At 69.4% G+C, this 18,060-nt stretch carries 12 protein-coding genes; 4 read left to right on the forward strand and 8 right to left on the reverse strand.

Going from position 1 to position 18,060, the window contains the following annotated elements:
• Position 1 precedes the first annotated feature (1 nt).
• Positions 2 to 907 carry an NAD(P)/FAD-dependent oxidoreductase gene (locus AC07R7_RS22760; protein WP_494636681.1) on the reverse strand — a complete coding sequence of 302 codons (906 nt, stop codon included), beginning with the start codon at positions 905 to 907 and terminating at the stop codon, positions 2 to 4.
• A gap of 25 nt (positions 908 to 932) precedes the next feature.
• Positions 933 to 3,128 carry a catalase gene (locus tag AC07R7_RS22765; protein WP_494636682.1) on the reverse strand — a complete coding sequence of 732 codons (2,196 nt, stop codon included), beginning with the start codon at positions 3,126 to 3,128 and terminating at the stop codon, positions 933 to 935.
• 228 nt (positions 3,129 to 3,356) lie between these two features.
• Here AC07R7_RS22765 and cytX point away from each other — a divergent pair, with 228 nt between their 5' ends.
• Both cytX and AC07R7_RS22775 read left to right on the forward strand, forming a co-directional pair.
• Positions 3,357 to 4,634 (forward strand): putative hydroxymethylpyrimidine transporter CytX, encoded by a 1,278-nt coding sequence (gene cytX / locus AC07R7_RS22770; protein ID WP_494636683.1) that lies wholly within the window; start codon positions 3,357 to 3,359, stop codon positions 4,632 to 4,634.
• 70 nt (positions 4,635 to 4,704) lie between these two features.
• Complete coding sequence (locus AC07R7_RS22775) at positions 4,705 to 5,199, forward strand: hypothetical protein (RefSeq protein ID WP_494636684.1); 495 nt, start codon at positions 4,705 to 4,707, stop codon at positions 5,197 to 5,199.
• Between the two features lie 22 nt (positions 5,200 to 5,221).
• Here the strand turns inward: AC07R7_RS22775 and AC07R7_RS22780 are convergent, their stop codons facing one another.
• The 3 genes from AC07R7_RS22780 to AC07R7_RS22790 form a co-directional block, all read right to left on the reverse strand.
• Positions 5,222 to 8,470, reverse strand: a complete 3,249-nt coding sequence (locus tag AC07R7_RS22780) for an error-prone DNA polymerase (protein WP_494636685.1) — start codon at positions 8,468 to 8,470, stop codon at positions 5,222 to 5,224.
• 126 nt (positions 8,471 to 8,596) lie between these two features.
• Complete coding sequence (locus tag AC07R7_RS22785; RefSeq protein ID WP_494636686.1) at positions 8,597 to 10,144, reverse strand: Y-family DNA polymerase; 1,548 nt, start codon at positions 10,142 to 10,144, stop codon at positions 8,597 to 8,599.
• Positions 10,059 to 10,841, reverse strand: coding sequence for an ImuA family protein (locus tag AC07R7_RS22790; RefSeq protein ID WP_494636687.1), 783 nt, complete (start codon positions 10,839 to 10,841; stop codon positions 10,059 to 10,061). The genes AC07R7_RS22785 and AC07R7_RS22790 overlap by 86 nt, the downstream gene beginning before the upstream one ends.
• A gap of 121 nt (positions 10,842 to 10,962) precedes the next feature.
• Between AC07R7_RS22790 and AC07R7_RS22795 the strand changes: the two genes are divergently transcribed.
• Together AC07R7_RS22795 and AC07R7_RS22800 are read left to right on the forward strand one after the other, a co-directional pair.
• Positions 10,963 to 14,178: an acetyl-CoA carboxylase family protein gene (locus AC07R7_RS22795; RefSeq protein ID WP_494636688.1), complete on the forward strand. Its 3,216-nt coding sequence runs from the start codon at positions 10,963 to 10,965 to the stop codon at positions 14,176 to 14,178.
• Between the two features lie 102 nt (positions 14,179 to 14,280).
• The gene (locus AC07R7_RS22800) at positions 14,281 to 15,018 is read left to right on the forward strand and encodes a hypothetical protein (protein ID WP_125159104.1); all 738 of its coding nucleotides are present in this window, start codon (positions 14,281 to 14,283) and stop codon (positions 15,016 to 15,018) included.
• Between the two features lie 35 nt (positions 15,019 to 15,053).
• On the opposite strand, the gene AC07R7_RS22805 is transcribed toward AC07R7_RS22800, so the two are convergent.
• From AC07R7_RS22805 to serA, 3 genes are all read right to left on the reverse strand, one after another.
• Entirely contained in the window at positions 15,054 to 15,860 is an 807-nt protein-coding gene (locus AC07R7_RS22805; RefSeq protein ID WP_125159105.1) for an FkbM family methyltransferase, read from the reverse strand.
• Positions 15,861 to 15,938: 78 nt separating this feature from the next.
• A complete protein-coding gene (locus AC07R7_RS22810) occupies positions 15,939 to 16,340 on the reverse strand; it encodes a VanZ family protein (RefSeq protein WP_492886825.1) in 402 nt (133 codons plus the stop codon).
• Positions 16,341 to 16,464: 124 nt separating this feature from the next.
• Positions 16,465 to 18,045: a phosphoglycerate dehydrogenase gene (gene serA, locus AC07R7_RS22815; RefSeq protein ID WP_125159106.1), complete on the reverse strand. Its 1,581-nt coding sequence runs from the start codon at positions 18,043 to 18,045 to the stop codon at positions 16,465 to 16,467.
• Between the last annotated feature and the right edge of the window lie 15 nt (positions 18,046 to 18,060).

The raw sequence follows: 18,060 nt of genomic DNA on the forward strand, positions 1-18,060 counted from the left end.
GCTAGCGCAGCAGCGGCGCCAGCGCGGCCAGATCGTTGCGCAGCGTGGTCGCGGCGACCCCGGCCTCGCCCATGGCGTGGCTGATCTGGTCCAGACCCAGCACCACATCGCCAGCCGCGTAGAGGCCAGGAATGCTGGTGCGCTGATGGGCGTCGACCTTGATGCAACCGTCCTCGGTGACGGCCGCGCCCAGGGCGCGCGCCAGGTCGGAATGGACGTCGGAGCCCAGGGACGGATAGACGGCGTCGAAGCGCAGACGGCCCGCCGTGCAGGTCACGATCAGACCGTCGTTCTCCAGGTGGAAATCACGCGCCGGGCCGGCGAAACGTTTGACCCCGATGGCGTCGAGACGAGCCCGGGCGGCCTCGTCCAGACCATCCTCGCCGGTCAGGCCGATCAGGCTGACATCAGCGGTGTAGCTGCGCAGGAACTCGGCCTCGCGCGCGGCGCGCGGACCGCGGCCGACGACGGCCACGGCCTGGTCGGTGACTTCATAGCCGTCGCAGACCGGGCAATAGCGCAGACGGCCTTGCCGCAGCGCCTCGGCGTGGAGAGCCTCGTCCATCAGCGGTCGCCGATTGGTCACCCCCGTGGCGAGGAGGACGGTTCGAGCCGCAATCTCGCGATCGGGTAGCGTGGCGACGAAGCCGTCCGCGCCGCGCCCCAGGTCGGTGACGCGGCCGGCGATCAGCTCCGTACCGTAGAGGACCGCCTGTTCGCGCATGCGCTCCAGCAACGCCACGCCGGAGATTCCGTCGGGAAAGCCGGCGTGGTTGCGGGTGTGTGGGATCTTCTCGGCGCGGCTGTCGCCGGCGTCGACCACCTGCACGGACAGGTGGAAGCGCGCGGCGTAGATCGCGGCGGTCAGGCCGGCGGGCCCGCCGCCGATGATGGGACAGTCGATCATGGCTGGCAGGCCGCCGAGGCTAGCCTCAAGCCGCCGCGATCACCGGCTTGGGCGGCGGACGCACCAGGGGCTCGCGCGCCCAGATGCGGCCGGCCGAAGCCGCCGCGATGAAGTCGTCGAGGCTGGCGTCCGGCAGGGCGATCAAGCCCGCGTCGTCATCGGGGCCCACGTCGACGACGCCGCCCGCCGCGAACAGCGGCGCGGCCGAGGGCAGGTAGGCGATGACCTTCAGGTGGCCATAGGCGTCCCGCAGGAAGTTGACCGCCGCCGCCTCGATCGCCAGCTGCTCGCCGCCGTCATCCGACGGCAGGATCGCCACCGCGTCGAACAGCACCGACGGGCCGCCGTCGATCTTGTGGTCGACCGGCAGCAGCGCGCCGCTCGCCGTGGTCACGCCATAGATGGTCGGGCCGATGATCTGCAGCCTCGCGCCCGCCGCCTCGACCTCGGTCTTCAGTTTGGCGACCAGCTTGTCGTCGCAGCCGTCGCTGACCAGGGCGCCGATCTTGCGGCCCTCCAGGGTCGGCGCGGCCTTGGCCAGCAGGCTGAGCATGGGCGAAGGCTCCATGTCCTTGGCCGGGACCGGCGCGGGGGCCGGGACGATCCGGCCCGGGAAGCCCAGGCCTTCGGCCACCGACTGGGCCAGGAATTCATCGATGTGGATCAGCCGCGACAGCACGGCCTCGCGAACACGGGGCGTCACGCACTTGCTGAGCTCGAAGACCAGGGCCGCGACGATGTGGTCCTGCTCGGGCTTGGTCTGGCTGGCGAAGAATAGCCGCGCCTGGGTGTAGTGGTCGGCGAAGGTCTCCGGCCGCAGGCGCAGCTGCTCGCCGGCCTCCGGATTGGGGAAGGTGTGGAAGCCGCTTTCCAGCGACTCGCGCGCCACGTCGGCGCCCAGGCTGGAGGGCTCGTAGTTCACCTGGCCCTTGGGGACGCCCATCTGCATGTGACCGTCGCGCTGCAGGTTGTGGAACGGGCACTTGGGCTGGTTGATCGGGATCTGGTGGAAGTTGGGCCCACCCAGGCGCTTGAGCTGGGTGTCCTGGTACGAGAACAGCCGGCCCTGCAGCAGCGGGTCGTTGGTGAAGTCGATCCCCGGCACCACATGGGCGGCGCAATAGGCCACCTGTTCGGTCTCGGCGAAGAAGTTGTCGGGGTTGCGGTCCAGCACCATGCGGCCGACCACGCGCAGGGGGATGACCTCCTCCGGGATCAGCTTGGTGGCGTCCAGCACGTCGAAGTCGAAGCCGTCGGCCTGTTCCTGGGTGAAGGTCTGCAGGCAGAACTCCCACTCGGGGAAGTCGCCGCCCTCAATGGCTTCCCACAGGTCGCGGCGGTGGAAGTCGGGATCGGCGCCGTTGATCTTCAGGGCCTCGTCCCAGACCACGGACTGAGCGCCCAGCTTGGGCCGCCAGTGGAACTTGACGAAGGTGCTGTCACCCGCCGCGTTGACCAGCCGGAAGGTATGGACGCCGAAGCCCTCCATCATCCGCAGCGAGCGCGGGATCGCCCGGTCGCTCATCGCCCACATGATCATGTGCATGCTCTCGGGCGTCAGCGAGATGAAGTCCCAGAAGGTGTCATGCGCGGTGGCGGCCTGGGGGAACTCGCGGTCGGGATCCTGCTTGGCGGCGTGGATCAGGTCGGGAAACTTGATGGCGTCCTGGATGAAGAACACCGGCATGTTGTTGCCGACGAGATCGAAATTGCCTTGCTGGGTATAGAACTTCACCGCGAACCCGCGCACGTCGCGCGGCAGGTCGGCCGAGCCCTTGTTGCCGGCCACCGTCGAAAAGCGGGTGAACACCGGGGTGCGCTCGCCCGGGCGCTGCAGGAAGTCGGCGCAGGTGACGTCGGCGCAGGACTCCAGGCACTCGAAGAAGCCGTGCGCGGCCGAACCGCGGGCATGGACCACGCGCTCGGGGATGCGCTCGTGGTCGAAGTGCATGATCTTTTCGCGCAGGATGAAGTCCTGCAGCAGCACCGGCCCACGCGCGCCGGCCTTCAGCGAGTTCTGGTTATCGGCGATCGGCACGCCTTGGTTGGTGGTCAGCTGGGTGTCCGGGCCGTCGGCCTGCTGATGAGTTTCGCCGCCGGGAGCGATGAGCGTCTCGCCCTCGGTCGAAGGGCCCGCGGGTTGGGGGACCTTCGTCGAAATCGGGGGCTTAGCGCCCGCGCGCGGGGCCGTCTTGGCCTTGGTTTTCGCCGGGGTGGCCATGAGCATCTTCCGATTGTGTGGATGTGAGAGCCTAACGTCCGCTCGCGGCGCGAGGTTGCGGTCGTGAACTCGACACATCGGCGACTTCGGTATCCCGCCCCGAAGATGACCTGCTAGAGCATTTTCCGACGAAGTGGATACCGGTTCGTCGTCAGAAAATGCGTTAAAACAATACGCTAGAGCTTTTCACCGATCCAATTGGATCGGGAAATGCTCTAGACCGGGCCCATGGCTGAACTCCACGACACCTACGATCCCCTGACCCCCGTGCCGGAAGCGCGCCGGGTCTTCCGCGCTCAGGACGCGTTCTCACTGTGGTTCAGCCTGGGCATCGGCCTGCTGGTGCTGCAGGCCGGCGCGTTCCTGGTCCCCGGCCTCAGCCTGGGCATGGCGCTGGCGGCGATCCTCACCGGCTCGGTGCTGGGCGCCCTGCTGCTGGCCGCCGCCGGCGTGGTCGGGAGCGATACCGGCCTCTCCGCCGTCGGCACGCTGCGGCTGGCGCTGGGCGCGCGCGGCGCGGCGGTCCCGGCGGTGCTCAACGCCATCCAGCTGACCGGCTGGGGCGCGTTCGAGATCATCGCCATGCGCGATTCCGCTGACGCCCTGACCAGGCAGACCTTCGGCTTTTCCAACCCGATGATCTGGACCCTGGCGTTCGGGATCCTGGCGACCTTCCTGGCCATCCAGGGGCCGGTGTCGTTCGTGCGCCGCTTCCTGCGCGCCTGGGGCCTGTGGCTGCTGCTGGCCGGCGCCGGCTGGCTGAGCTGGCGGCTGCTGGCCGAGCACGACCTTGCCGCCCTGCTGGCCAAGGCCGGCACCGGCGAGATGAGCTTCGGGGCCGGCGTCGACCTGGTGGTGGCCATGCCGCTGTCGTGGCTGCCGCTGATCGCCGACTACACCCGCTTTGGCCGCACCAGCGGCGGCATGTTCAAGGGTTCGGCGGCCGGCTACGTGCTGGCCAATATCTGGTTCATGGCCCTGGGCGCGGCCTATGCCCTGGTGTCGGGCGGCGGCGACAACCTGCTGCTGACGGCCCTGGCGGCCAGCGGCGGCGGCGTCGCCCTGTTGCTGATCGTCATCGACGAGACCGACAATACCTTCGCCGACATTCACTCGGCCGCCGTCTCGACCGCGACCCTGGTCCCCGCCAAGCCGGCCAACCTGGCCCTGGTCTTCGGCGCGCTGTGCACGACCATCGCCCTGTTCGCGCCGATCACCCAGTACGAGGGCTTCCTGCTGCTGATCGGCTCGGTCTTCGCCCCGCTGTTCGGCGTGCTGCTGACCGACCACTTCGTCCTGCGCCGCCGCGCCGCCGCCGTGGCCCGGAGCGGCCTGAACCTGCCCGGCCTGCTGGCCTGGGCGATCGGCATCGCCGCCTATCAGGGCTTGAGCCGCCTGGCTCCGGACCTCGGCGCCACCCTGCCCAGCTTCGTGGCGGCCGGGGTGGTCTATCTGGGGCTGAAGCGGGCGTGGGGCGGCCGGGAGTCGTCCGACTCGACTCTTTGACATGCAGCAATGCGCCGCTGCCGCTGACGGCCAAGGTTGTCCTTGATAGCGACAGCAAAGGACAAGGGGAATGACCACGCCAACCGGCACGGCAAAAAGGTTGTCTCGGCATCCGGCCGCGCTGCAGATGCTTCTACGCAAGTGGCACGCCTACATCGGCATGATCATCGCGCCCACCGTCCTGCTCTTCGCGATAACGGGCGTGCTGCAGATCTACGAGTTGCACGAAGCCCATCCTGGCTACGCGCCGCCGGTGGTTGTGGCCAAGCTGGGGGTGCTGCACAAAAAGCAGCTCTATCGCGAGGGGCGTCGTCCCCAGTCGCAGCCATCCACAAAGCCCTCGCCGGGGCCCGCCCCAGCCGCATCGCCTCCAGAGGCCAAGGCTCAGCGGCTTCCGACAACCTTGCTGAAGGCCTTCTTCGCCCTGGCGTCGATCGGCCTGATCATCTCGACGATCACCGGCGTCTGGATGACCCTGCGCCAGCCGTTGCACCGCATGCGCCATATCCTGCTGCTGGTGGTCGGGACGGTGGTTCCCTTCGTCCTGTCCTGCCTTAGCCGATAGACGGCGACATCACCGGCCTCGCCTAATGGAAGTCGCGGCTTCGTAGCAGTCGCCCGGACACCTTCTGGCGCACGCGCGGGGCCGGCGCGCCCGGCTCGTCGCGCAGGGCGGACAGGTGCGCCGAAAGGTCGGTGAAGCCCTCGGCCACCACGTGGATGACGTTCTCGGCCCTTTGCACCCGGCCGTGGACGACCAGGAACGAGGCGGTCATCACCACATTGCGGTCGGCCTCGAAGCGGTCCTTCCAGACCACCGCATTGGCCACGCCCGTCTCGTCCTCCAGGGTCACGAACACCACGCCCTTGGCCGTGCCCGGCCGCTGGCGGATCAGGACGAGCCCCGCCACCGACACCTTGCGGCCGTCCTTCAGGGTCAGCAGTTCCTCGGCCGTGATCACCCCGCGCCGGGTCAGCATCGCGCGGTAGAAGCTTACCGGATGGTCCTTCAGCGACAGGCTGGTGGTGCGGTAATCCTCGGCCACCTCCTGCGGCTGGCCCATGGCCGGCAGCGCCGCGCGGTCTTCGAACAGCGGCAGCCCAGCCAGCAACGGCGCCCGCACCGGCGCCTTGTGCTCGCCCTTCAGCCCCTTCACCGCCCACAGCGCCTCGCGGCGGGTGAGCCCGACCGAGGCGAAGGCGTCGGCCTCGGCCAGCAGCTCCAGCGCCCGCTGCGGCACGCCGCCCTGCGCGAACTCGCCCGGGGTGCGAGCGCCCTCCTCTCTCGCCTTGAGCAGGGGTTCGATATCGCCCTTCTCCTTCAGGCCCTTGATCTGGCGGAACCCCAGGCGGACGGCCTTCCAGCGGGGGCGGTTCTGGTCGTTGGCGATCTTGTCCGCGCGGATCCGAGGCGCGCGGAAGCCCGCCGTCACGCTCTCCAGCGTGCAGTCCCAGTCGCTGGCCAGGATGTCCGGCGGCAGCACCTCCACCCCATGCTCGCGCGCGTCCCGCACCAGCTGGGCCGGCTGGTAGAAGCCCATCGGCTGGGAGTTGATCAGGGCCGCGCAGAACACGTCCGGCCAGGCCCATTTGATCCAGGCCGAGACGTAAACGAGCTTGGCGAAACTGGCCGCGTGGCTCTCCGGAAAGCCATAGTGACCGAAGCCCTCGATCTGCTTGAAGCACCGCTCGGCGAAGTCGCGCTGGTAGCCGCGCGCGACCATGCCCTCGACGAACCGGTCGCGATACTCGTCCGGCGTGCCCAGGTTGCGGAAGGTGGCCATGGCCTTGCGCAGGCCGTCGGCCTCGTCGGGCGTGAACTTGGCCGCCTCGATGGCCAGGCTCATGGCCTGCTCCTGGAACAGCGGCACGCCGTAGGTGTTGCCGAGGATCTCGTGCAGTTCGTTCGCGGGGCCATGCTTCGGATCGGGTTCGGGCCACTCGACGGGCTCGCCATTCCGCCGTTTCAGATAGGGGTGCACCATGTCGCCCTGGATCGGGCCGGGTCGGACGATCGCCACCTCGATGACCAGGTCGTAGAACCGGCGGGGTTTCAGCCTGGGCAGCATCGACATCTGGGCCCGGCTCTCGACCTGGAACACGCCCACGCTGTCGGCGACGCACAGCATGTCGTAGACGCCGGGCAGCTCGACGGGGACATCGGCCAGGTCGACGATCGGCTCGCCATGATCGGCCCGCAACATGCCGAAAGCGCGCTGGATGGCGGTCAGCATGCCCAGGGCCAGCACGTCGACCTTCATCAGCTTCAGGCTGTCGATGTCGTCCTTGTCCCACTCGATGAAGGTGCGGTCGGGCATGGCCGCGTTGCCGATCGGCACGGTCTCGTCCAGCCGCCGCTTGGTCAGGACGAAGCCGCCGACGTGCTGCGACAGGTGGCGCGGGAAGCCCATCAGCTCGGTCGCCAGGTTGACCGCGCGGGCGATCTCCGGCGCCTCGGGATCCAGGCCCGCATTGCGCAGATGCTCTTCGGGCAGGCCCGAGCCCCAGCTGCCCCAGACCGTGCCGGCCAGCAGCGAGGTGACGTCCTCGGTCAGGCCCAGGGCCTTGCCGACATCGCGGATGGCGCTGCGCGGGCGGTAGTGGATCACCGTCCCGCAGATGGCGGCATATTCCCGGCCGTAGCGGCGGTAGACGTACTGCATGACCTCCTCGCGCCGCTCGTGCTCGAAATCGACGTCGATGTCCGGCGGCTCGCCGCGGTTCTCGGAGATGAAGCGGGTGAACAGCAGCCGGTGCTCGGTCGGGTCGATCGCCGTCACGCCCAGGCAGAAGCAGACCGAGGAATTGGCCGCCGAGCCTCGCCCCTGGCACAGGATGCCCATGCGACGGGCCTCGCGGACGATGTCGTGCACGGTGATGAAGTAGTTGGGGTAGTCCATCTTGGCGATCAGCCGCAGCTCTTCCTTCAGCTGCCTGGCGACCTTCTCCGGCACGCCGGCCGGATAGCGCCAGGCCGCGCCGGACCAGGTGAGATCGCTCAGGTGCTCCATCGCCGTCTTGCCGGGGGGGACCGGTTCGTCCGGATATTCCTCGTTGAGCTGCCCCAGGTCGAAGCCGATCCGCTCGACGATCTCGACCGTGCGCTCGACCGCACGGGGCCAGCGTTCGAACAGGCGCGCCATCTCGGTCGGCGACTTGATGTGACGCTCGGCATTGGCCTCCAGCCGGAAGCCCGCCTCCTGGATCGTGCAGTGCTCGCGCACACAGGTGATGACGTCCTGCAGCGGTCGCCGCTCGGGGCCGTGATAGAGCACGTCATTGGTCGCCACGATCGGCGCGCCGGCCTCGCGGCCCAGGTCGTCCAGGCGCGAAAGCCGCTTCAGGTCCTGGGCGGCGTAGGCCCGGCTGGCGGCCAGCCAGGATCGTCCCCGCAGGTCGCCGGCCATGCGGGCCAGGTCGCGTTCGAAAGCCTCGTCCAGCGTTCCAGGCGGCAGGATCAGTCCGATCTGGCCGTCGGCGTGGTCCAGGAAATCCCGCCAGGACAGATGACACTCGCCCTTCCCGGCCCGGCGCTGGCCGACCGTCAGCAGCCGCGTCAGCCGGCCGAACGCCTCGCGGTCGGTCGGGTAGCAGAGCAGGCTGGGCGTCCCGTCCATGAAGTCCAGCCGACACCCACTCAGTACACGGACGTTTCGTTTCTTGGCCGCCGTCCAGGCCCGGACGACGCCCGCCAGGCTGTTGCGGTCAGTGACGCCGATGGCGGAGAGGCCCAGCGCCTCGGCCGCGATCGCCAGCTCCTCCGCGTGCGAGGCCCCGCGCAGGAACGAGAAGTTGGTGGTGGTCTGGAGCTCGGCGTAGGCGGGGGCGCGCGCCATCAGATCCTCCCCCTAGCGGGGGAGGTGTCGCCGCAGGCGACGGAGGGGGAAGAGGCCGGGCCAGAATAACGTCCCCCTCCGGTCGCTTCGCGACCACCTCCCCCGCTGGGGGGAGGATTTCCGACCTCAACCAAACAGGCCATGGATCCACCACTTCGGCGCTTCGTCCTCGCCAAACAGGCCCTGGCGATAGATCCAGAACCGCCCCCCCACATCATCCTCGACGCGGTAGTAATCGCGGACCTTGCCGGGGCCGGTATCGGTCTCGCCGACGCCGGCGCGCCACCATTCCTGGCCGATGCGTTCGGGGCCCTCGGCGCGGCGGACGCGGTGGGCGCGGCCGCGCCAGGTGAACGACATCGGCGGATCGTCAGGCAGCTTGGCGATGGCCGTGATCGCTTCCGGACGCTTGAACAGCCGCACCGGGCGCGGGCGGTCGGGGTTCCATTTCGCGGCGGCCGGCGGGTCGAGCGGGGCGTTGCGGACGACCGAGCGTTCGGGGACGTGGCTCTCATACGGATCGGCGCGCCAGACGCGGGCTTCGCCCAGGCGGTTGACCAGGCGGTCGATCAGAGGGGCCAGAGTCTCGTCGAGGCTGGTCCCGCCCGCTCCGCCATTTGGCGTATCCAGCCGATCCTGCGCCGCCGCCAAGGGCTCGACGGCAGCGGCGTGGACGGTGACGACCTCGATGCCGAAGCCGGGGTCGACCTTGTCCAGCTTGGGGACGATCAGCTTGGTCAGCCGCTTGGCGTCGCGGCCGATGCGGGCCAGGCTCGCGCGGACCGGATAGGCCTGGCCGTCCAGGCGGTGGAACACCACCTCGAAGCGCTTGGCCCCGCGCCCCTCGGCCTCCAGCCGTTGGCAGATCAAGCCTAGGGCGTCGCCAGTCACGCGGGCCAGGTCCTCGGGTGCGCTGATCGGCTCGAAGAAGGCCATGCGGTCGAACCAGGGCGTGGCCGGGCGGCGGAAGCTCAGGGCCTCGGCCGCCATGCCCAGGGCCTGATCGAGGCGCAGGGTCAAGCCCAGGCCGAAGCGCTTGGCCAGCTGGGCGCGGGGCAGGGCGAAGAGCTGCCCGACACGGTGCAGGCCCAGGCGCGGCAGCTGGGCCTCGGCGGCGTCCTCCAGGCGCAGGGCCGCGACGGGCAGGTCCTCGATCGCCGCGCGCTGCTCGCCCGGCGCGGCGATGGCCAGGTCGTCGCCAAACCGCGCCAGGGCCCAGGCCGCCCCGGCGGTGTCGGCGATCGCCGCCCGGGCCGGTACGCCCCAGCGCGCCAGCCGCGCCACGAGATCGACCAACATGTCGCGCTCCCCGCCCCACAGGTGGTCGGCGCCGGTGATGTCGAGGAACAGGCCGTCCGCCCCGTCGATCGCCACGGCCGGCGAGAAGCGCACGCACCAGTCGCACAGGGCCTCCAGCGCCACGCGGTCGGCGACGGGATCGTGGTCGAAGGTCATCAGGTTCGGAACCAGGGCCATGGCGTCGGCGGCCTTCTGGCCGGGGCCGAGGCCAAGGGCGCGGGCGGTCTCGTCGACGGCGGCGAGGCGGCGGGTTCCGCCCTCCGTGGCCAGCAGGGCGAAAGGCGCGGCTTCAGCCGACGTATCGCAGCCCGGGTTCCGCCGGCGCCACGTCGTGATCGGCCAGTTGGGACACCAGACGGAAAGGATGCGGGCCATGGCCGGCCTCCTGTGCTTCCAAGATCCAAGACCCGGGGCGTCCGCCCCGGCAGCGTTCCAGTTCGACCCGCCAGCGTGGAGGTCCAAGGCCGATGTCGTCCGCCGGCGGCGGGGTCGGCGACGGTCCGATCCGCCAGCGGCTGAACGAGGCCGAACCGGACACCGCCTGGCCCGCGCCCGCTCGTCCCCCGTAAGGTCTTCGGTGCAGCACCACCCCGAAGCCGCCGCGCTTCTCGCAGGCCAGCTGCAGGCGGCGGCCGGCGGTCAGATCCGGGGCCTCGGCTTCACCGACGGCGGCGGCGACGCCCTGGGTGGAAAGCGCGTCCTCCAGCACCGACAGGGTCTCGGCCTCGTCGCGCGTGCGAACCTGGATCAGCCGCTCGACCGGAAAGCCGAGGCCGAACAGGCCGGGCGCGAACAGGTCGCCGCGCCGGGCGATCCAGACGATCGCCCCTGTCTTCACCAGAGGGCGCAACAGCAGGCCGACGAAGGCGGCGGGGGCCGCGCCAGTCTCGCTCTCAAGCCCCGCGCCCGTCACCTCGTGCCAGCCGCCCAGCGGCAGGCCGCCGCCCGGGAAGCACCCATCGATGGCCGGATCGCCGAACGGCAGGACTGGATTCGGAGTCCGAGTCCCCGCTTCGATCGCGGCGATCCGGCCTCTGAGGGCCGCAAGACGCGCCTCGCGCGATCCGGCCATTCCTTACTCCTTGTTCCACTTTTGTTCTGATCTCGCGGCGCGGCGGAGTCAAGCCTTGGAGAGTCGGGCGGGACCGGCCAAAGTGTCTCAAACGGCCGTATGAAGCCCGTCGGAGCGTCCCATGTCCCTCACCCGCGCCCCTTTGGCCCGTGTCCTGATCGCCAACCGTGGCGAGATCGCCGTCCGCATCGCCCGCGCGGCGGCGGAGGCCGGGCTTACGAGCGTAGCGGTCTACGCGACCGATGACGCGGGCTCGCCCCATGTCGGCGCCGCCGACCAGGCGGTCGCCCTGCCCGGTACGGGCGCGCGGGCCTATCTCGACATCGCCGCGATCGTGGCGGCGGCCAAGGCGCAGGGCTGCGACGCCCTGCATCCCGGCTATGGCTTCCTGTCGGAAAACGCGGGCCTGGCGCGGGCGTGCGCCGAGGCGGGCATCATCTTCGTCGGCCCCTCGCCCGAGCACCTGGAGACCTTCGGCGACAAGGCCGCCGCGCGGGCGCTGGCGGCCGAGCGGAACGTGCCGCTGATCCCGGGGACGGGGGCGATCTCACCGGACGGCGCGCGGGCGTTCCAGGCCGAGCACGGCGCGATCATGCTGAAGGCGCGGGCCGGCGGCGGCGGGCGCGGCATGCGGGCGGTGCTGGACCCCGGCGAGTTGGACGCCGCCTTCGCCGCCTGCGCGCGGGAAGCCCTCGCGGCCTTCGGGGACGATGGGCTCTATGCCGAGAAGCGGATCGAGCGGGCGCGCCATGTCGAGGTGCAGATCCTCGGCGATGGACGGCGCGTGCTGGCGATCGGCGACCGCGACTGCTCGCTGCAAAGGCGGAACCAGAAGCTGGTCGAGATCGCGCCGGCCGCCCTGCCCGAGGCTCTGCGCGCCGACCTCTGGAATCATGCCGAGACCCTGTGCGCCGGCTATCGCGGCCTGGCCACGGTCGAGTTCCTGATCGACGCCGACGCCGATCCTTGCGTGGGGGGTGAGGCCTTCTTCCTCGAGGTCAATCCGCGCCTGCAGGTCGAGCATACGGTGACCGAGGAGGTCACGGGCCTGGACCTGGTGCGGCTGCAGTTCGACCTCGCGGCGGGAAAGCCCCTGGACCTGGAGGTTCCGCCGGCCTTCGGGGTCGCGATCCAGGCGCGGATCAACGCCGAGACCCTGACCGCCGACGGCCTGGTGAAGCCGTCCAGCGGTGTGATCGACGCCTGGAGCCTGCCAGGCGGTCCGGGGGTGCGGGTCGACGCCGGGGTCGCGGCCGGGACGGCGGTCGGCGGAGCCTATGACAGCCTGCTGGCCAAGGTGATCGCGCGCGGGCGGACCCATGCCGAGGCCTCGGCGCGACTGGACCGGGCGCTAGCGGAGTTCCAGATCACCGGTGTTTCGACCACCGCGCCGCTGGTGCGGGCGATCCTGGCGGCCGCGCCGAATACGCCGACCACGCGGTTCATCGAGGACCACGCCGCGGCGCTGGTCGCCGACTTGCCGGAGGAAAGCGCCGCGCGGTCCTTCGAAACCCTGGACGGCGCCGTCGCCGTCGCCGCGCCGCTCGCGGCCACGGTCGGTTCGATCGCGGTGGCCGAGGGCGACCTCGTCCGCCCCGGCCAGGCCCTGGCCGTGCTGGAGGCGATGAAGATGGAGCACCTCGTTCACGCCGCCACCGGCGGGCGGGTGCTGAAGATCCTCGCCGCGCCCGGCGCGACCGTCGCCGAGGGCCAGCCGCTGGTGTTCCTGGAGCCGATGGAGGTCGCGGGCGACCAGGCCGTCGAAGCCGTCGCCGAGGACCTCGACACGATCCGCCCCGACCTGGCCGAGGTGATCGCCCGCCACCGACACACCCTGGACGAGGCCCGCCCCGACGCCGTCGCCAAGCGCCGTAAAACCGGCCACCGGACGGCGCGGGAGAACATCGACGACCTGGTCGATCCGGGCAGTTTCCTGGAGTACGGCGCCCTGGCCATCGCGGCGCAGAAGCGGCGGCGCTCGACCGAGGACCTGATCGCCAACACACCCGCCGACGGGCTGATCACCGGCGTCGGGACCGTCAATGGCGGCCTCTTCCCGCCCGACAAGGCGCGGACGGCGGCGCTGGCCTACGACTTCACGGTGCTGGCCGGCACGCAGGGGGCGATGAACCACAGGAAGTCCGACCGGCTGATGGCGATCATCGCCGACCAGAAGCTGCCGGTCGTGTGGTTCGCCGAGGGCGGCGGCGGACGGCCGGGCGACACGGACACGACGGCGGTGGCCGGGCTGGACGTGCCGACGTTCAGGAGCTTCGCCCAGCTATCGGGCCTGGTTCCCAAGATCGCCATCGTCGCCGGCCGCTGCTTCGCCGGCAACGCCGCCATCGCGGGCCTGTCGGAGATCATCATCGCCACCCGTGACAGCAATCTGGGCATGGGCGGACCCGCGATGATCGAGGGCGGCGGCCTGGGCGTCTTCAAGCCCGAGCAGATCGGGCCGTCGGCGCGCCAGTGGAAGAATGGCGTCATCGACATCCTGGCCGATGACGAGGCCCACGCCACCCGGCTGGCCAAGCAGGCGCTGTCCTATTTCCAAGGCGCGCTGCCGAGCTGGACCGCGCCGGACCAGCGGCGGCTGCGGGGCGCGATCCCGGAGAACCGGCTGCGGGTCTATGACGTGCGGGCGCTGATCCATGGCCTGGTCGACGAGGGTTCGTTCCTGGAGCTGCGCGGCGGCTTCGCGGCGGGCATGGTCACCGGCCTGATCCGCATCGAGGGCCGGCCGATGGGGCTGATCGCCAACGATCCGCGGCATCTGGGCGGAGCGATCGACTGCGAAGGCGCCGAGAAAGCCGCGCGGTTCCTGCAGCTCTGCGACGCCTTCGCCGTGCCGGTCCTGAGCCTGTGCGACACGCCCGGCTTCATGGTCGGTCCTGACAGCGAGGACGCCGCCGCCGTGCGCCGGGTCAGCCGCCAGTTCATCGCCGGCGCCAAGTTGCGCAGCCCGCTCTTCACCGTGGTGACCCGCAAGGGCTACGGCCTCGGGGCCCAGGCCATGGCGGGCGGCAGCTTTCATTCGCCGACCTTCATCGCCGCCTGGCCGACCGGCGAGTTCGGCGGCATGGGCCTGGAGGGCGCGGTCAAGCTGGGCTACCGCAAGGAGCTGGAAGCCGAGACCGATCCCGTGAAGCAGAAGGCGCTCTACGACCAGCTCGTGGCGCGGCTCTACGCGGCCGGCAAGGCGACCAGCATGGCCGCCGCCCTGGAGATCGACGCGGTCATCGACCCGGCCGACACCCGGCGCTGGGTGATCGGCGGCATGGACGCGGCGGCGGGGGTGTCCAAGCCGTGGAGCGTGCGCGTGGACAGTTTCTAGGTTCGCGCGCGACGAAGGTCCGAACGTCGGCGCGAGGCGACCAAGTCTTCAGGGCGGTCAAGTTATGCAAGACTGCGGGCTCTCACGATTCGGCGGAGCGGCATGAAGCCGGTACTCATCTTTCAGCCCGGCATGGTCGGGGATCTGCTCTTCGTCCAGAAGATCGCCAAGACCTACGCCGCGACCGGGCGCCGCGTGATCATGCCGGTCCTGCAGAAGCACAGCTGGGTCTATGACGCCCTGGTCATGCCCGCGAACATCGAGACGCCGATCCTCGACACCGAGGCCTTCGACTTCCGCGACGAGCTGCTGTTCCTGAGCGACAAGATCGCCCTCAGCCCGATCGAAGGGCCGAACTATACGTTCCTGTCGCTGTTCTTCAGCTGGCGCTACGCCCCCGAGCAGACGATGGACCTGAAGTATCAGGTGGCCGGAATGGATATGGCCGACTGGGCCGACCATGTGGAGCTGCGCCGCGACCTGGCCAAGGAAGAGGCGCTGTTCAAGCTTCTGGGCCTGGACGATGGCGAGCCCTATGCGCTGCTGAACGAGCATGGCAGCAACAGCCAGATCCAGTTCACCCACAAGGCGCCCGAAAAGGAAGTCCGCCTCCGCCCGATCGAGGGCTACAGCCTGTTCGACTGGAGCACGGTGATCGAGCGGGCGGCGCGCATCGCCACCATCGACACGTCGCTGGTGCTGCTGGTCGAGATCCTGAAGATCCGCGACAAACCCCTCAGCGTGGTGTCGCGCTATGAGCCGCCCAGCTTCCGCATCCAGAATATCCTGAGGCTGGACTGGCTGTTCTATTTCCGCGCCGAGCACCTGACCTTTTCCTAGAGCGGGTTAAGTGTCGGCGGTTAACCCGCTCGGGCTCAGCCGCCCGCCATCCCCTTGATCTGTTCCGACATCGGATCGTCCTGGTGAACGGCCAGGATGTTGATGCCCATGTAGTAGACGCCGTAGCCCAGGCCGATCAGGAACTCGCGCAGCTCGGACTCGTCGGACTTGATCCGCTCGATCATCATCATCGGCTTGCAGGTCGCGATGGTGCGCCGAGCGCCCCGCAGGGCCTCCATCTCCATGCCCTCGATGTCGATCTTGACGAAGTCCAGCCGCGTGAGAGCCAGATCGTCGATCGCCATCATCTGGGTGCTCTGGGCGTTCTCCGCGGAATAGTCGATCTCCTGGCCGATGAATTCGGTGCGCTCGGTCTGGCGGATCTCGAGACTGCCAAAGCTGGCGGGCTTGAAGTAGTCGGGGACCGGGACGTCGATCACCCCGCGCTCGGCGCCGACCGCCGCCCAGATCGCCCGGGCGTTGAAGCAATTGTTCAGCGTGATGTTGCCGGCCAGGGCGTAGAAGATCCGCTCCTGCGCCTCGAAGGCGATGACCTTGCCCCAGCCGGTCATCAACTGGGCCCACTCGACGGTGTGGACGCCGATATTGGCGCCGCAGTCGATGGCCACCACGCCGTCGCCGAAATGGGCGCGACGCATTTCCAGCAGCCTGACGGCGGCGTCCACCTCGTCCTGGTCGAACGACGAGGTCTCCAACAGTTGGTAGCCCACGCCGTAAGCGCCGTTCTGGACGATCCTGTAGTCGTGACGATTGACCAACAGGGAGCCGTGGTTGGTCGACACCAGCACGAAGGCCGTCGGGCGGAGGTTTGATTTTCGCATTCGGGCCCCGAGACGCCGTCGCGCCGCGATGACGGCGCCGGAATCGGCGTCTGACGATAGGCCAAGAACTCTCGGCGTCTAGGGCGTCTGGACTTCGAGCTTGGCGGCTTGGGCCGGGGTGGGCGACGGTCTGGCGGTCAGGTCACGCAGGATGATCGGTCCGAACAGCGCGCCAATCCCGCAGGCGTCGGCCAGCACGTCGCCCCAAGCCGCGTCGCGCCCGACGAACGCCTGCAGCACCTCGATCATGCCGCCAAAGGCCAACAGCACCAGGCCGATGCGCCAGAAGCGGCTGGCGGGCAAGGCGGTGATCGCCAGGGCGGTCAGGACATAGAAGACGATGAAGTGCTTGGCCTTGTCCCAGGGGATCAGACCCATGCCGCCGTCGTCGGGCAGCAGGGCCCGCCACAGGGCGAAGGCCGCCGCCGCGACGAAGATCGTGAAGGCCAGGACGTTGATCTTGCGACTGCGAAACAACATGAGCGGCCTATCGAACGAAAAAGGGGCGTCATCCAGGCGATGCAATGCGAAAGCCAACCTTGGCCATCCCAGACGCCCCGGTCCTGTCCCGGATCGGTCATCCGGGACAGGCAGGTCGAAGCGCCTAGAACGTCAGCGCGCGCGCTTCCTTCACGTGCGGCAGGGCCTGGATCTTGGCCAGCAGTTCGGCGGCCGGAGCCTGGTCGACGCCCACGAGGGCGATGGCGTCGGCGTCGGCCGAGAGGCGGCCCAGGTTGAAGGTGGCGATGTTGACGCCCGCCTCGCCCAGCAGCATGCCCAGCGCGCCGATGAAGCCCGGCTTGTCGAGGTTGTTGATGTAGAGCATGGCCGGCGAGAAGGCCGCGTCCAGCTCCATGCCCTTGACCTCGACGACGCGCGGGGCGCCGGCGATCACCGTGCCGGCGAAGCTGCGCTTGCCCTTCTCGGTGGTGATGGTCACACGCATCAGGCTGTCATAGGTGGGGCTGACTTCCTGGCGGCTCTCCGAGACTGTGATGCCGCGTTCCTTGGCGATGGCCGGGGCGGAGACCATGTTGATCTCGGCCAGCATCGGCTTCAGCACGCCGGCCAGGGCCGCCGAGGTCATCGGCTTGACGTTGAGGTTGCTGACCTCGCCCTCGAAGGCGATGTCGATCGCGGTGATGCCGAAATCGACCATCTGGCCGGCCAGGGCGCCGATCTTCTCGGCCAGGGCCACGAACGGCTTCAGCTTGGGGGCTTCCTCGGCCGTGATCGAGGGGCTGTTGAGAGCGTTGGTGACCGCGCCGGTCAGCAGGTAGTCGCTGACCTGCTCGGCGACCTGCAGGGCCACGTTCTCCTGGGCTTCCGAGGTGCTGGCGCCCAGGTGCGGGGTGGCCACGACCTTGTCCGAGCCGAACAGCGGGTTTTCCTTGGCCGGCTCGGTGACGAAGACGTCGAAGCCGGCGCCGCCGACATGGCCGCTGTCGAGCAGGGCGCGCAGGGCGACCTCATCGACCAGGCCGCCGCGGGCGCAGTTGACGATCAGCACGCCCTTCTTGGTCTTGGCCAGGTTCTCGGCCGACAGGATGTTGCGGGTCTTGTCGGTCAGCGGGGTGTGCAGGGTGATGACGTCGGCGCGGGCCAGCAGGTCTTCCAGCTCGACCTTCTCGACGCCCATCTCGACGGCGCGCTCGGGGCTCAGGAAGGGGTCGTAGGCCACGACTTTCATCTTCAGGCCCAAGGCGCGGTCGGCGACGATCGAGCCGATGTTGCCGGCGCCGATCAGGCCCAGGGTCTTGGCGTACAGTTCCACGCCCATGAAGCGGTTCTTCTCCCACTTGCCGGCCTGGGTCGAGACGTCGGCGGCGGGGATCTGGCGGGCCAGGGCGAACATCATGGCGATGGCGTGTTCGGCCGTGGTGATCGAGTTGCCGAAGGGCGTGTTCATCACGACAATGCCCTTGGCCGTGGCGGCCGGGATGTCGACATTGTCGACGCCGATGCCGGCGCGGGCGATGACGCGCAGCTTGTGGGCGGCGGCGATGACGTCCTTGTCGAGCTTGGCGCCCGAGCGGATGGCGACGCCGTCATAGTCGCCGATCACGGCGATCAGTTCGTCTTTCGACAGGCCGACCTTGATATCGAAGTCGACGCCGCGGTTCTTGAAGATGTCGACGGCGGCGGGGCTGAGCTTGTCAGCGATGAGGACGCGAGGAGCGGTCATGGAGGATTTCCTTGC

The organism is Caulobacter sp. GW821-FHT05F04, assembly GCF_059419665.1.

What these genes read in the sequence shown, in the direction of transcription:
- AC07R7_RS22760 (WP_494636681.1), bottom strand. Translation starts at nt 907, where the DNA reads ATGATCGACTGTCCCATCATCGGCGGCGGGCCCGCCGGCCTGACCGCC.
- AC07R7_RS22765 (WP_494636682.1), bottom strand. Translation starts at nt 3,128, where the DNA reads ATGGCCACCCCGGCGAAAACCAAGGCCAAGACGGCCCCGCGCGCGGGC.
- cytX (WP_494636683.1), top strand. Translation starts at nt 3,357, where the DNA reads ATGGCTGAACTCCACGACACCTACGATCCCCTGACCCCCGTGCCGGAA.
- AC07R7_RS22775 (WP_494636684.1), top strand. Translation starts at nt 4,705, where the DNA reads ATGACCACGCCAACCGGCACGGCAAAAAGGTTGTCTCGGCATCCGGCC.
- AC07R7_RS22780 (WP_494636685.1), bottom strand. Translation starts at nt 8,470, where the DNA reads ATGGCGCGCGCCCCCGCCTACGCCGAGCTCCAGACCACCACCAACTTC.
- AC07R7_RS22785 (WP_494636686.1), bottom strand. Translation starts at nt 10,144, where the DNA reads ATGGCCCGCATCCTTTCCGTCTGGTGTCCCAACTGGCCGATCACGACG.
- AC07R7_RS22790 (WP_494636687.1), bottom strand. Translation starts at nt 10,841, where the DNA reads ATGGCCGGATCGCGCGAGGCGCGTCTTGCGGCCCTCAGAGGCCGGATC.
- AC07R7_RS22795 (WP_494636688.1), top strand. Translation starts at nt 10,963, where the DNA reads ATGTCCCTCACCCGCGCCCCTTTGGCCCGTGTCCTGATCGCCAACCGT.
- AC07R7_RS22800 (WP_125159104.1), top strand. Translation starts at nt 14,281, where the DNA reads ATGAAGCCGGTACTCATCTTTCAGCCCGGCATGGTCGGGGATCTGCTC.
- AC07R7_RS22805 (WP_125159105.1), bottom strand. Translation starts at nt 15,860, where the DNA reads ATGCGAAAATCAAACCTCCGCCCGACGGCCTTCGTGCTGGTGTCGACC.
- AC07R7_RS22810 (WP_492886825.1), bottom strand. Translation starts at nt 16,340, where the DNA reads ATGTTGTTTCGCAGTCGCAAGATCAACGTCCTGGCCTTCACGATCTTC.
- serA (WP_125159106.1), bottom strand. Translation starts at nt 18,045, where the DNA reads ATGACCGCTCCTCGCGTCCTCATCGCTGACAAGCTCAGCCCCGCCGCC.